Below are 12,356 nucleotides of genomic sequence, written 5' to 3'. Positions count from 1 at the left end.
ACCCTGCCGAAGGCCGCGCAGCAGGCCATGCGGGAACATCCGCGGAACTGGCTCTGCCAGGCCGCAGGATGTGCCCCCTGCAAGGGGGTTGGCGAAGCGGAACGAAGTCCGCGAAGACTGGGGGTGTGCATCAGAACGAGCGCGGCAGGCCCAGCACGTGCTCGGCCACGAAGGAATAGATCAGGTTGGTGGAGATCGGCGCCACCTGGTACAGCCGCGTCTCGCGGAACTTGCGCTCCACGTCGTATTCGCAGGCGAAGCCGAAGCCGCCGTGGAACTGCAGGCAGGCGTTGGCCGCCTCCCAGCTCGCCTTGGCCGCCAGGTGCTTGGCCATGTTGGCCTGCGCGCCCATGGGCTGGTGCGCATCGAACAGCTCGCAGGCCTTCCAGCGCATCAGGTTGGCGGCCTCGACCTCGATGAAGGCGTCGGCGATGGGGAACTGCACCCCCTGGTTCTGCCCGATGGGACGGCCGAAGACCTGGCGGTCCTTCACGTAGTGGGTCACGCGGTCGATGAACCAGTAGCCATCGCCGATGCATTCGGCCGCGATCAGCGTGCGCTCGGCGTTCAGGCCGTCGAGGATGTACCTGAAGCCCTGGCTCTCCTCTCCGATCAGGTTCTCCTCGGGGATCTCCAGGTCCTCGAAGAACAGCTCGTTGGTCTCGTGGTTGACCATGTTGGGGATGGGGCGCACGGTCAGGCCCTTCTTCTGTGCCTCGGCCAGATCCACCATGAAGATGGACATGCCCTCGCTCTTCCTCTTCACCTCGGCCAGCGGCGTGGTGCGCGCCAGCAGGATCATCCAGTCGGAGTGCTGCACGCGGCTGATCCACACCTTCTGGCCGTTGACCACGTAGCGGTCGCCCTTCTTCACGGCGCTGGTCTTGATCTTCGTGGTGTCGGTGCCGGTGGTCGGCTCGGTCACGCCCATCGACTGCAGGCGCCATTCGCCCGACGCGATCCGGGGCAGGTACTTCTCCTTCTGCGCCTTCGAGCCGTGGCGCAGCAGCGTGCCCATGTTGTACATCTGGCCGTGGCAGGCGCCGGAGTTGCCGCCGCAGCGGTTGATCTCCTCCATGATGACGCTGGCCTCGGTCAGGCCCAGGCCCGAGCCGCCGTACTCCTGCGGGATCAGCGCGGCCAGCCAGCCGGCTTTGGTAAGCGCATCGACGAAGGCCGCGGGATAGGCGCGCTGCTCGTCGACCTGGCGGAAGTACTCGTCGGGGAATTCGGCGCACAGGGCGCGGATGGCGTCGCGGATCTCGTGGAAGTTGTTCGACAGGGTGTGCTCGATCATGGGTTCTCGCTTTTTCTTCAGGCCAGCGTGGCGGCGGCCTGCATGGTCAGCCAGCCCTCGTGATCCTGCGCCCACAGATTGACGCGCCGGCCGTCGGCCGAGGGCCGGCCGTGCACGCTGAAGGGGTTCAGATCGAAGATGGGACGCAGGGCCCTGAACTCGAAGGCGGCGACCTGCGCGCCGGGCAACTCGCGCCGCAGCAGGTCCAGCAGCAGCGTGGCGATCAGCGGGCCGTGCACCACCAGGCCCGGGTAGCCCTCGGCCTCGGTGACGTACCTGCGGTCGTAGTGGATGCGGTGGCCGTTGAAGGTGAGCGCGGAATAGCGGAACAGCAGCACGTCGTCGGGCACGACGGTGCGCGACCAGGCGGCCTGGCCCTCCAACGGCGGCCTTTGAGGCGCAGGGGCAGGATCGCCGGGGCGCGCCGCGCTGCGGTAGACGATGTCGTGCTCCTCGGTCAGCGCCAGGCCGGCCTCGTTGGCGATGCTGTGCTCGACCAGCACGAACAGCAGCTCGCCGGTGCGCCCGCTCTTGTGCGTGACCGAGCGGATGGTGGAGGTGCGCTCGACGCGCTGGCCGACCTGCAGCGGGTTGGCCGGCTCCCAGCGCAGCCGCCCGCCGGCCCACATGCGGCGCGGCAGCGGCACCGGCGGCAGGAAGCCGCCGCGCTTCGGATGCCCGTCGGCGCCGATCTCGCTGTGCCGCGCGTGCGGCAGGAAGTACAGCCAGTGCCACAGCGGCGGCAGCGGCGTGCCCTCGTCCGGCGCCGGGTCGTCGCGGTCCAGCGTGGCCGACAGCGCAGCCACCGGCGCGGCGGTGACGGTGTCGCGCAGGCGCTCGCTGCGGCCCTGCCAGCCCTGCAGGTGCGCCAGCGTGGCGGCGTCGAGGCGGTCGCTGCGGGTTTCGGTCGTCATGGCCGCCATCCTCGGCGCAGCCGCGCGCCGGCGCAATCCGCGTTTGTGAAAGCATGCCTTCGGCGCCGGTGAAGCCCGTGCTTTCACGTTGCCGAAGACCGCCCTAGCCATTGCCGAATGGCGCCGGGCGGGCTTTGCCGCCATGCTCGGTCCCGCTTTCCCTTCCAACCGACACGAGGACGACGAGACATGGCGCAGCCAGGGATGATGCAGGACAAGGTGGTGGTGGTGACGGGCGCCGGCGGCGGCATCGGGCGCGACATCGCGCTGGCGCTGGCCGCCGAGGGCGCGAAGGTGGTGGTCAACGACATCGGCACCTCCACCAGCGGCGAAGGCACCGACGCCGGCCCCGCGCAGAAGGTGGTGCAGGAGATCCAGGCCGCCGGCGGCCAGGCGGCGGCCAGCACCGACAGCGTGTCCGAGGCCGCCGGCGCCGCACGCATCGTCCAGAGCGCGCTCGACCACTTCGGCCGCATCGACGGCGTGGTCAACAACGCCGGCATCCTGCGCGACCGCTTCTTCCACAAGATGAGCCTGGACGAGTGGGACGCGGTCATCAAGGTGCACCTGTACGGCAGCTACCACATGAGCCGCGCGGCGGCCAACCATTTCAAGGAGCAGGAGCGCGGCGCCTTCGTGCACATGACCTCCACCTCGGGCCTGATCGGCAACTTCGGCCAGGCCAACTACAGCGCGGCCAAGCTGGGGCTGGTGGCGCTGTCCAAGAGCATCGCGCTGGACATGCACAAGTTCAACGTGCGCTCCAACTGCATCGCGCCCTTCGCGTGGAGCCGCATGATCGGCTCGATCCCCACCGATACGCCCGAGCAGCAGGCGCGCGTGGCGAAGATCCAGCAGATGACGCCGAGCAAGATCGCGCCGCTGGCCGTGTACCTGCTGTCCGACGCGGCGAGCGAAGTCAACGCGCAGGTCTTCGCGGTGCGCAACAACGAGATCTTCCTGATGAGCCAGCCGCGCCCCTTGCGCTCGGTGCACCGCGGCGAGGGCTGGTCGCCGCAGTTCATCGCCGAGCACGGCATGCCGGCGCTGAAGGCCGCCTTCGTGCCGCTGGACCGCTCGGCCGACGTGTTCAGCTGGGACCCCATCTGACGGCGGCCCTGCGCCGGTGCCGCCGGCGCATCTCCGGGCAAACCCCTGCTAAGCAGGCCCGAACCCCGCCTTTGGCAAAAGCAGATTCCGCCGGCAAAGGCAACGCCGCACCATCGGCCTCACGCACAAACACAGGAGACACATCCATGCTCGACACCCGACGCCGCCTTGCCGTGGCCGCCCTGGCATGGGCGCCACTCGCCCTGGCCGCCCTCCCCGCCGCCGCGCAGGACGCGCAGCAGCAACAGCCCGTGCGCCTGCTGGTGGGCTATTCCGCCGGCGGCCCGGTGGACCAGGGCGCGCGCCTGCTCGGCGTGGCGCTGGCCCGCGAACTGGGCGCCCCGGTGGTGGTGGAGAACAAGCCCGGCGCCAACGCCACCCTGGCCGCCGGCGAGGTGTCGCGCGCCAAGGCGGACGGCCTGACGCTGTGGTTCGCGGCGAGCCCCACCGTCACCATCAGCCCCAACGTGATGAGCAGGATGCCCTTCGACCCGGCCACGGACCTCACCCCGGTGGCGCCCGTGCTCAGCTACTACAACGTGCTGGTGGTCAACAACAACGAGCCCTACCGCAGCGCGCAGGAACTCGTGGCCCATGCCAAGGCCCATCCCGGCACGCTCAGCTACGGTTCGGCCGGCGTGGGCGGCTCCAACCACCTGGGGACGCTGCTGTTCTCCAGGCGCAGCGGCATCCAGATGAACCACATCCCCTACAAGGGCAACGCCCCGGCGATGACCGACGTGATCGGCGGCCAGATCAGCATGATGATGGACATCATCAGCACCGCCAGCAGCTACATCCAGGCCGGCAAGGTGCGTTCCATCGCCGTCACCTCGCCGCAGCGCAACGCCTTGCTGCCCGAGGTGCCCACGCTGGCCGAGTCGGGCATCGAGGGCCTGAAGGGCTTCGACGTGGGCGGCTGGTACGGCGTGTACGGCCCCAAGGGCATGGCGCCGGAACTGGTGGCGAAGCTCAACAAGGCCATCAACGCCGCGCTGGCCCAGCCCGAGCTGCAGAAGCGCTTCAAGGACCTGGGCTACGACGAATGGACCGGGTCGCCGCAGAAGCTGGCCGAGCGCGCGGCGCAGGAACGCACCATGTGGGCCACGGTGACGCAGGGCATCGTCGTGGATTGAGCAGGGGCCAATGACCGAGCGCATCCATCACCTGCTGGACCGCTGGCTGGCCGACGCGCCGCAGCGGCCCTTCATCCACCTGCCGGACGGCCGGAGCCTGAGCTTCGCCGAGCTGGGCGCGCTCACCGACACGGCCGAGGCCGAACTGCGAGAACTCGGCGTACGGCCCGGCGACCGCGTGCTGGTGGTGGCCGAGAACTGCCCCGAGCACGCGGCGCTGATTCTGGCCTGCAGCCGCGTGGGTGCCTGGTCCTGCGGCGTGAACGCGCGCATGGCGCCGGGCGAGGTCGACGCCTTCGACGCCCGGGCCGATGCGCGGGTGGTGTACTTCACCGCCGCCGCCTCCGGCAGCGCTGCCGCGCATTCCCGGCGCTTCGCCGCTGTGCCGTCGGCGCTGGCCGGCATGCAGCATTCCGCGGTGCGCGAAGCCGCCCGGCCCGAGCCGGACCCGCGCCCGGGCCCGCGCGGCGCCGTCGCCTCGCTGATCTTCACCTCCGGCACCACCGGCCAGCCCAAGGGCGTGATGCTCACGCACGATGCGCTGATCCACTTCGCGCGCGAGTCCGGCGCCTCGCGCGACCTGGGGCCATCCGACCGCTGCTACGCCTTCGTGCCGATGACGCACATCTTCGGCCTGGGCACGGTGCTGATGAGTTCGCTGCTGGCCGGCGCGCAGCTGGTGATGCGCCCGCAGTTCGATCCGGCCGACCTGGTCGACGCGCTGGCGCAGCACGGCGTCTCGCAGCTTCAGGGGCCGCCCGCCCTCTTCTCGCGGCTGCTGGCCTGGCTGCAGGAACAGGGCATCGCGCGGCCCGAAGCACCGGCGCTGCGCTACCTCTACACCGGCGCCGGCCCGCTGGACCTGGCGCTCAAGCAGCGCGTGGAAGCGGTGTTCGGCCAGACGCTGCACCACGGCTACGGCCTCTCCGAGTACGCCGGTTCGATGCACGTCACCCGCCTGGGCGAGTGTCGCACCGACACCAGCGCCGGCCATGCCGTGGCCGAGGCCGAGGTGCAGGTCACCGAACCCCTCACCGGCCGGCGGCTGCCGCAGGGCGAGCGCGGCGAGCTGTGGCTGCGCGGCCGCGGCCTGATGCCCGGCTACTTCCGAGACCCCGACGCCACCGCCGCCGTGATGCGCGAGGGCGGCTGGTACGCCAGCGGCGACCTGGGCGAGATAGACGCCGGCGGCGCGCTCTTCGTGGTCGGCCGGCTCAAGGAAATGATCATCCGCTCCGGCTTCAACGTGTACCCGGCCGAGGTGGAGACGGCGCTGAACACGCACCCCAGCGTGCAGCGCTCGGCCGTGGTCGGCCGCCGCGAGGACGACGGCAACGAGGAGATCGTCGCCTTCGTCGAGCTGCGCCCCGGCGCCGCGCTGGACGCCGCCGCCGTGCAGGCCCACCTGCGCGGCCTGCTGGCGCCCTACAAGCGGCCGGCCCGCATCGTGGCCCTGGCCGAGCTGCCCACCAACACCAACGGCAAGGTCCTCAAGCGCGTGCTGCAGGAACAGGCCGGTGCGCTGACCTCGTGAGGACGCCCTTCATGCCTTCCATCCGTTCATCCGCCTTGCGCCGGCGCCTGCTCGCCGGCGGCCTGCTTGCCGCGGCGGCGCGCCCATTCGCGGCATCGGCATCGCAGCCGTGGCCGGAGCGGCCCGTCCGCTTCGTGGTGCCCTTCCCGCCCGGCGGGCCGGTGGACACCACCGCCCGCGTCTTCACCCACAAGCTGTCCGAACTCTGGAAGACGCCCACCGTGATCGACAACCGCGCGGGCGCCGGCGGCGTGGTCGGCGCGACGGCGGCGGCCCGCGAGGCGCCGGACGGCTACACGCTCTTCGTGGCGTCCATCCACCATGCGGTCAACCCGTCGCTGATGGGCAGACTGCCCTACGACATCGAGAACGACTTCGCGCCCGTCAGCTTCGCCGCGATGTTCCCGGTGTTCGTGGTGGCGCACCCCTCGGTGCCCGCCAACAGCATCGGGGAGCTGGTCGCCCTGGCAAGGAAGGACGGCAGCGCGCTGAGCTACGGCTCCTCCGGCAACGGCGGCGGCACGCACTTGGCGGGCGAGCTGTTCAACATGGACGCCGGAACGAAGCTGCAGCACGTGCCCTACAAGGGCAGCGCGCCGGCGATGAACGACCTGCTGGGCGGCCAGGTGCAGCTCATGTTCAGCGATGCGCCCACGGCACTGCAGCACATCCGCACGGGCCGCATCAAGGTGCTGGGCGTGGCCAGCCGCCACCGCTCGGCCATGCTGCCCGAGGTGCCGACCGTCGCCGAGTCCGGCCTGCCCGGCTACGAGGCGTACTCCTGGGCGGCGCTGTTCGCCCCGGCGCGCACGCCGCCGGCCGTGCTGGCGCGCATCAACGCCGACTTCAACGCCGCGATGAACGATGCCGGCGTACGCCAGCGGCTGCTGGAGGCCGGTGCCGAGGCCGACCCGGGCACGCAGGAACAACTGCGCCAGCGCCTGCGCGGCGAGCTGGCAAAGTGGAGCAAGGTCATCAGGGCGGCGGGCATCACCGCCGGCTGAGGACACGAGCGAACGAGGACGACCGACCATGCACATGAGCGCACAGACCCACTACCAGGCCGAGTTGGACGCCGGCCGCTTCTGCATCCAGCGCTGCCCGCAGTGCGAGCGGCACGTGTTCGCACCGCGCGAGCTGTGCCCGCACTGCGGCGCCGGCCCGCTGCGCTGGGTGAAGGCCAGCGGCCTGGGTACCGTCTATTCGGCCAGCACCATCCACCGCAAGAACGATGCCGGCGGCAACTACAACGTGGCGCTGATCGACCTGGACGAGGGCGTGCGCATGATGAGCCGCGTCGAGGGTGTGGCACCGGAGGCGGTGCGCATCGGCCATCGGGTGCAGGCGCACGTCGCGCAGCAGGACGGGCGCGGCCTGGTGCTGTTCCGGCCCGTGCAGCCGCAGCAAGGGGGTGCCGCATGATCCCCCGCTCGGCCCTCGACGCCGCCGCCGTCAACCGCCCGCTGCGCGGGCGAGCGGCCATCGCCGGCGCCGCCACCTACGGCTGCGGCGAGGCGCCCGGCATGGACGACATGACGCTGCTGGCGCGCGCCGCGCAGGCGGCGGTGGCCGATGCCGGCCTGACGATGCAGGACATCGACGGCATCGCCACCTGCAGCGTCGCCTCCAGCATGTGGGTGATGCCGGTGATCGAGCACCTCGGCATCAACCCGACGTACGTCGACGGCACGATGGTCGGCGGCAGCAGCTTCGTCGCCCACCTGCTGCCGGCGCTGCGCGCGCTCGAAGCCGGCCAGTGCCGCGCGGTGCTGGTCTGCTACGGCAGCGCTCAGCGCTCGGCCACCTTCGGACGCCGGGAAACCCAGGCCGCACGCCGCGTCCTGGACCCGCAGCCCTATGAATTCCCCTACGAGCCGGTGCTGCCCGTCACCGCCTACGCACTGGCAGCGGCGCGGCACATGCACGAGTTCGGCACCACCCGCGAGCAGCTCGCCGAGGTGGCGGTGGCCGCGCGCGCCTGGGCGCAGAAGAACCCCGAGGCCTTCATGCGCGACCCGCTCACCATCGACGACGTGCTCGCCGCCCGCCCCGTCGCCAGCCCGCTGGGCGTGCGCGACTGCTGCCTGGTCACCGACGGCGGCGGCGCCATCGTGCTGGTGCGCGCCGACCGCGCGCGCGACCTGCCGCAGCTGCCCGTCTACGTGCTGGGCAACGCCACAGCGGTCTGGCACCGCCAGATCTCATGCATGCCCGACCTGACGACCACCGCCGCCGCGCAGTCGGGGGCCCAGGCCTTCGCCATGGCAGGCATGGCGGCAGCCGACATGGACATGGCGCAGGTCTACGACGCCTTCACCATCAACACCCTGCTGTTCCTGGAAGACCTCGGCTTCTGCGCCAAGGGCGAAGGCGGCGCCTTCGTGCAGGGCGGCGGCATCGCGCCGGGCGGGCGGCTGGCCGTCAACACCAACGGCGGCGGCCTGTCGTGCGTGCACCCGGGCATGTACGGCATCTTCGCGCTGATCGAGGCGGTGCGGCAGCTGCGCGGCCAGGCCGGGCAGCGCCAGCTCGCGCGCCACCGCACGGCCGTGGTCCACGGCAACGGCGGCACGCTGTCGAGCCAGTCCACCGCCGTCCTCGGCACCGCCGACGCCCTCTGAGGAGACACAGCCATGATCCGCGACCCGCAGATCCTCGACGCCCTGCTCGACAGCGTGCGCCGCTTCGTGCGCGAGCGCCTGGTACCGGCCGAGAACGAGGTGGCCGAGACCGACGAGATCCCCGAATCGATCGTGCAGGAGATGCGCGCGCTGGGCCTGTTCGGCATGACCATTCCCGAGCAGCACGGCGGGCTGGAACTGACGATGGAGGAAGAGGTGCGCGTGCTCTTCGAGCTGTGCCAGACCTCGCCCGCCTTCCGCTCCGTCATCGGCACCACGGTGGGCATCGGCTCGCAGGGCATCCTGATGGACGGCACGCCCGAGCAGCAGCGCGACTGGCTGCCGCGCCTGGCCACCGGCGAGGTCATCGCCTCCTTCGCGCTCACCGAGCCCGAGGCCGGCTCCGACGCGGCCTCGCTGCGCACCACCGCCGTGCGCGACGGCGACCACTACGTCGTCAACGGCAGCAAGCGCTTCATCACCAACGCGCCGCATGCCGGCATGTTCACGCTGATGGCGCGCACCGACCCGGCCAGCAAGGGCGCCGGCGGCGTCTCGGCCTTCATCGTCGACGCGAAGAGTCCCGGCATCAGCTTCGGCAGGAACGACGTGAAGATGGGCCAGCGCGGCGCCCACACCTGCGACGTGTTCTTCGACAACGTGCGCGTGCCGGCGGCCAACCTGATCGGCGGCAAGGAAGGCCGGGGTTTCAAGACAGCGATGAAGGTGCTCGACAAGGGCCGCATCCACATCGCGGCGGTGAGCGTGGGCGTGGCCCGGCGCATCCTGCGCGACGCGCTGGCCTACGCACTGGAGCGCAAACAGTTCGGCCAGCCGATCTGCGAGTTCCAGCTGGTGCAGGCGATGCTGGCCGACAGCCAGGCCGAGCTGTACGCTGCGGAGTGCATGGTGGTCGACGCCGCGCGCCGGCGCGACGAGGGCCTCAACGTCTCGACCGAGGCCTCGTGCTGCAAGATGTTCGCCACCGAGATGGCGGGCCGCGTGGCCGACCGCGCGGTGCAGATCCTGGGCGGCTCGGGCTACCTGGCGGAGTTCGGCATCGAGCGCTTCTACCGCGACGTGCGGCTGTTCAGGCTGTATGAGGGGACGACGCAGATCCAGCAGGTGATCATCGCGCGCAACATGGTGCGGGAGGCGCGCGGGGGCTGAGCTTCACCGGCACCGTCTCATCGCCCACCCACCGTTCAGGCTGATGCCCACACCCACCGTTCGGGCTGAGCCTGTCGAAGCCGGGTGACGCGCTTCGACAAGCTCAGCGTGAACGGTTTGGGGATCTTGAATGCGGCAACGGGCCGCTACAAAAAGGTGAGCACCTTGCGCCCACCCAGGGGCCGTTTCAAATGAAAAACGCCTGAAACCCTTGCGTGACGGGCGCTAGGCGCTCTCTTTTTTGAAGCACTTCACTCCAGCTTCAACCGCCCCTGCGCGTCGGCCACCAGCAGGTCGACCAGCTCCTGCGCGAAGGACGGCAGCGCCTCCAGGCTGCGCACGCAGATCTGCATCTCGCGCATCGACCAGGCGTCGGACAGCGGCACGAGGCCGATGTCCATCGCGTGCGCGTGGCGGCTGGCAGCCGACTCGGGCAGCACGCCCACGCCGACGCCGGACTCGATCATCCGGCAGGCGGTCTCGAAGTTGCCGACCTGGATGCGCTGCTTGATCGGCCTGTGCAGCTGGTCGCTGGCGTGGCGCAGGAAGGCGTGGATCGCGCTGGACTCGTGCAGCCCCACGTGGTCCAGCTCCAGCGTGTCGGCGAAATCGACCTGCGCCTGCCCGTCCAGCGCATGGCCGCTCGGCACCACCAGCACCAGGCGGTCGCGCCGGTAGGGCAGCGTCTCCAGGTTCTCGGTGCGCACCAGGCCGGCGACGATGCCGATGTCGGTCTGCCCCTCGGTCACGGCGCGCACGATGTCGTGCGACAGGCGCTCGCGCAGGTCGATGTTCACGTCCGGGTTGCCGCGCAGGAAGTGCCGCAGCACCGGCGGCAGGTACTCGCTCAGCGAGGTGGTGTTGGCGAACACCCGCACGTGGCCCTTGATGCCCCGCACGTACTCCTGCATGTCGCCGCGCAGGTGCTCGATCTGGCCGAGCACCGCGCGCGCGTGGGTCACGAAGGCCTGGCCCGGCGGCGTGAGCGTCACGCCCTGGCTGGTGCGGTAGAGCAGCTTGGTGCCGATGCTCTCCTCGAGGTTCTTGATGCGGGTGCTGGCCGCGGGCAGCGAGATGAAGGAGAGCTCCGCGCCGCGCGTCATGCTGTTGGCATCGGCGATGTGGACCATCAGGCGAAGGTCCACGAGGTCGAAGTGCATGGCCATCGGGCGCCGCTCACTCCGCCTTCATCACCGTCTCGCCCCGCAGCGGCCCGTGGTCGGCGGCGTTCAGGCCGCGCCGCCTCCAGCCGGCGTAGGTGCGGCGCCAGTTCGTCACCGAGATGAAGTAGTAGACGAGCTTGAACATGAACACCGAGCGGGCGAAGCCGGGCTTGGGTGCCAGGTCGGCCGCCAGCAGCGAGAGCAGGCCGCGCTTGATGTTGAACACGTTGCGCGGGTGCATGAACATGTCGCGGATGGTCGGGTTGGTCACGCGGTAGATGAACCACGAGTACTTGCCCGGCACCTTGCGCATCATCTTCTCGTAGCGCGCCCGCACGGCCGGCAGCTCGGCCGGCCGGTCCAGCGCGGCGGCCACCACCTCGGCGCCCTCCAGCGCGCTGCGCATCGCCAGGTACACGCCGGTGGAGAACATCGGGTCGATGAAGGTGAAGGCATCGCCCACCATCAGGTAGCGCTCGCCGGTGGCGTGGGTGGCGGCGTACGAGAAGTTGCCGGTGGCGTGCACCATGTCGTCGACCAGCTCGGCGTCCTTCAGGCGCTCCTCCAGCAGCGGCACCAGCGCGATGGTGTCGAAGAAGAAGTCCTTCATCGGCTTGTCGCGGCCCTTGAGGTAGTACGACCAGCACACCGCGCCCACGCTGGTGGTGCCGTCGGCCAGGGGGATGAACCAGAACCAGCCGTGCTCGAACCAGCAGATGGTGATGTGGCCCTCCTGCCGGCCTTCCAGCCGGCGCGCATTGCGGAAGTGGCCGAAGATGGCCGTGCTGTTGTGCTTCGGGTTCTTGTTCTTGGCCTTGAGCTTGTTGGCCAGCAGCGTGTCGCGCCCGCTGGCGTCGACCACGAAGCGCGTGCGCCAGGTGCGCCGGCTGCCGTCGTCCAGCACGGCGCGCACGGTGGCGCCCTCGGCGTCGAAGTCCACCTCGCGCACCCGCGCGCCTTCCAGCGCGACGGCGCCCTCGCGCTGGGCGTGGCGGAACAGCAGTTCGTCCAGCTCGGAGCGGCGCACCTGCCAGGCCTCGCCCTTGCTCGGGTCCAGTCCATCGCCGAACTCGACCACGCTGTTGTAGGGCAGGTCCGGCGGCACGAACTCGATGCCGTACTTCGGCATGCCGATGCGGTCCACCGCCTCGCGCACGCCGAGCCGGTCGAACAGCTCGCCGTTGCCGGGCAGCAGCGATTCGCCGATGTGAAAGCGCGGGTGGTGGTCCTTTTCCAGCACCACCACCTGGCGGCCCTGCCGCGCCAGCATGGTGGCGATGGTCGAGCCGCCCGGCCCGCCGCCGATCACCAGCACATCACACTGTTGGACTTGCGCGTCTTCCTGTTCAGACAACATGGCACCTCGTTCGACACAATTGCTGCCGCGGCATTGTGCCCCCGCCGCCCGCCC

At 70.4% G+C, this 12,356-nt stretch carries 11 protein-coding genes; 7 read left to right on the top strand and 4 right to left on the bottom strand.

Annotated elements, in window-relative coordinates:
* Positions 1-130: 130 nt before the first annotated feature.
* Complete coding sequence (locus Q392_RS27690) at positions 131-1,297, bottom strand: acyl-CoA dehydrogenase family protein (RefSeq protein ID WP_038216363.1); 1,167 nt, start codon at positions 1,295-1,297, stop codon at positions 131-133.
* 17 nt (positions 1,298-1,314) lie between these two features.
* On the bottom strand, positions 1,315-2,220 hold the full coding sequence (locus Q392_RS27685; protein ID WP_038216362.1) for an HTD2 family dehydratase: 906 nt from the start codon (positions 2,218-2,220) through the stop codon (positions 1,315-1,317).
* A gap of 180 nt (positions 2,221-2,400) precedes the next feature.
* On the opposite strand from Q392_RS27685, the gene Q392_RS27680 reads away from it, so the two are divergent.
* The 7 genes from Q392_RS27680 to Q392_RS27650 all read left to right on the top strand — a co-directional run bounded on the left by Q392_RS27680 (position 2,401) and on the right by Q392_RS27650 (position 9,782).
* Positions 2,401-3,321 carry an SDR family NAD(P)-dependent oxidoreductase gene (locus Q392_RS27680; RefSeq protein ID WP_038216359.1) on the top strand — a complete coding sequence of 307 codons (921 nt, stop codon included), beginning with the start codon at positions 2,401-2,403 and terminating at the stop codon, positions 3,319-3,321.
* 146 nt (positions 3,322-3,467) lie between these two features.
* Positions 3,468-4,457 (top strand): Bug family tripartite tricarboxylate transporter substrate binding protein, encoded by a 990-nt coding sequence (locus Q392_RS27675; RefSeq protein ID WP_038216355.1) that lies wholly within the window; start codon positions 3,468-3,470, stop codon positions 4,455-4,457.
* A 10-nt stretch (positions 4,458-4,467) separates the two neighbouring features.
* A complete protein-coding gene (locus Q392_RS27670) occupies positions 4,468-5,991 on the top strand; it encodes a class I adenylate-forming enzyme family protein (protein ID WP_038216352.1) in 1,524 nt (507 codons plus the stop codon).
* Between the two features lie 11 nt (positions 5,992-6,002).
* Positions 6,003-6,995 carry a tripartite tricarboxylate transporter substrate binding protein gene (locus tag Q392_RS27665; protein WP_038217334.1) on the top strand — a complete coding sequence of 331 codons (993 nt, stop codon included), beginning with the start codon at positions 6,003-6,005 and terminating at the stop codon, positions 6,993-6,995.
* A 28-nt stretch (positions 6,996-7,023) separates the two neighbouring features.
* A complete protein-coding gene (locus tag Q392_RS27660) occupies positions 7,024-7,413 on the top strand; it encodes a Zn-ribbon domain-containing OB-fold protein (protein ID WP_038216349.1) in 390 nt (129 codons plus the stop codon).
* Entirely contained in the window at positions 7,410-8,612 is a 1,203-nt protein-coding gene (locus Q392_RS27655; RefSeq protein ID WP_038216346.1) for an acetyl-CoA acetyltransferase, read from the top strand. The genes Q392_RS27660 and Q392_RS27655 overlap by 4 nt, the downstream gene beginning before the upstream one ends.
* A gap of 12 nt (positions 8,613-8,624) precedes the next feature.
* The gene (locus tag Q392_RS27650) at positions 8,625-9,782 is read left to right on the top strand and encodes an acyl-CoA dehydrogenase family protein (RefSeq protein WP_038216343.1); all 1,158 of its coding nucleotides are present in this window, start codon (positions 8,625-8,627) and stop codon (positions 9,780-9,782) included.
* 251 nt (positions 9,783-10,033) lie between these two features.
* On the opposite strand, the gene Q392_RS27645 is transcribed toward Q392_RS27650, so the two are convergent.
* Positions 10,034-10,948 carry a LysR substrate-binding domain-containing protein gene (locus Q392_RS27645; protein ID WP_038216341.1) on the bottom strand — a complete coding sequence of 305 codons (915 nt, stop codon included), beginning with the start codon at positions 10,946-10,948 and terminating at the stop codon, positions 10,034-10,036.
* Between the two features lie 10 nt (positions 10,949-10,958).
* Positions 10,959-12,302, bottom strand: coding sequence for an NAD(P)/FAD-dependent oxidoreductase (locus Q392_RS27640; RefSeq protein WP_038216338.1), 1,344 nt, complete (start codon positions 12,300-12,302; stop codon positions 10,959-10,961).
* Positions 12,303-12,356 lie beyond the last annotated feature (54 nt).

Source organism: Xenophilus azovorans DSM 13620, assembly GCF_000745855.1.
GTDB lineage: Bacteria > Pseudomonadota > Gammaproteobacteria > Burkholderiales > Burkholderiaceae_C > Xenophilus > Xenophilus azovorans.
Note: the sequence above shows the minus strand (reverse complement) of the source record. Positions and strands in the feature narration are given on the sequence as shown.

What these genes read in the sequence shown, in the direction of transcription:
- Q392_RS27640 (WP_038216338.1), bottom strand. Translation starts at nt 12,302, where the DNA reads ATGTTGTCTGAACAGGAAGACGCGCAAGTCCAACAGTGTGATGTGCTG.
- Q392_RS27690 (WP_038216363.1), bottom strand. Translation starts at nt 1,297, where the DNA reads ATGATCGAGCACACCCTGTCGAACAACTTCCACGAGATCCGCGACGCC.
- Q392_RS27660 (WP_038216349.1), top strand. Translation starts at nt 7,024, where the DNA reads ATGCACATGAGCGCACAGACCCACTACCAGGCCGAGTTGGACGCCGGC.
- Q392_RS27650 (WP_038216343.1), top strand. Translation starts at nt 8,625, where the DNA reads ATGATCCGCGACCCGCAGATCCTCGACGCCCTGCTCGACAGCGTGCGC.
- Q392_RS27655 (WP_038216346.1), top strand. Translation starts at nt 7,410, where the DNA reads ATGATCCCCCGCTCGGCCCTCGACGCCGCCGCCGTCAACCGCCCGCTG.
- Q392_RS27665 (WP_038217334.1), top strand. Translation starts at nt 6,003, where the DNA reads ATGCCTTCCATCCGTTCATCCGCCTTGCGCCGGCGCCTGCTCGCCGGC.
- Q392_RS27645 (WP_038216341.1), bottom strand. Translation starts at nt 10,948, where the DNA reads ATGGCCATGCACTTCGACCTCGTGGACCTTCGCCTGATGGTCCACATC.
- Q392_RS27675 (WP_038216355.1), top strand. Translation starts at nt 3,468, where the DNA reads ATGCTCGACACCCGACGCCGCCTTGCCGTGGCCGCCCTGGCATGGGCG.
- Q392_RS27670 (WP_038216352.1), top strand. Translation starts at nt 4,468, where the DNA reads ATGACCGAGCGCATCCATCACCTGCTGGACCGCTGGCTGGCCGACGCG.
- Q392_RS27680 (WP_038216359.1), top strand. Translation starts at nt 2,401, where the DNA reads ATGGCGCAGCCAGGGATGATGCAGGACAAGGTGGTGGTGGTGACGGGC.
- Q392_RS27685 (WP_038216362.1), bottom strand. Translation starts at nt 2,220, where the DNA reads ATGGCGGCCATGACGACCGAAACCCGCAGCGACCGCCTCGACGCCGCC.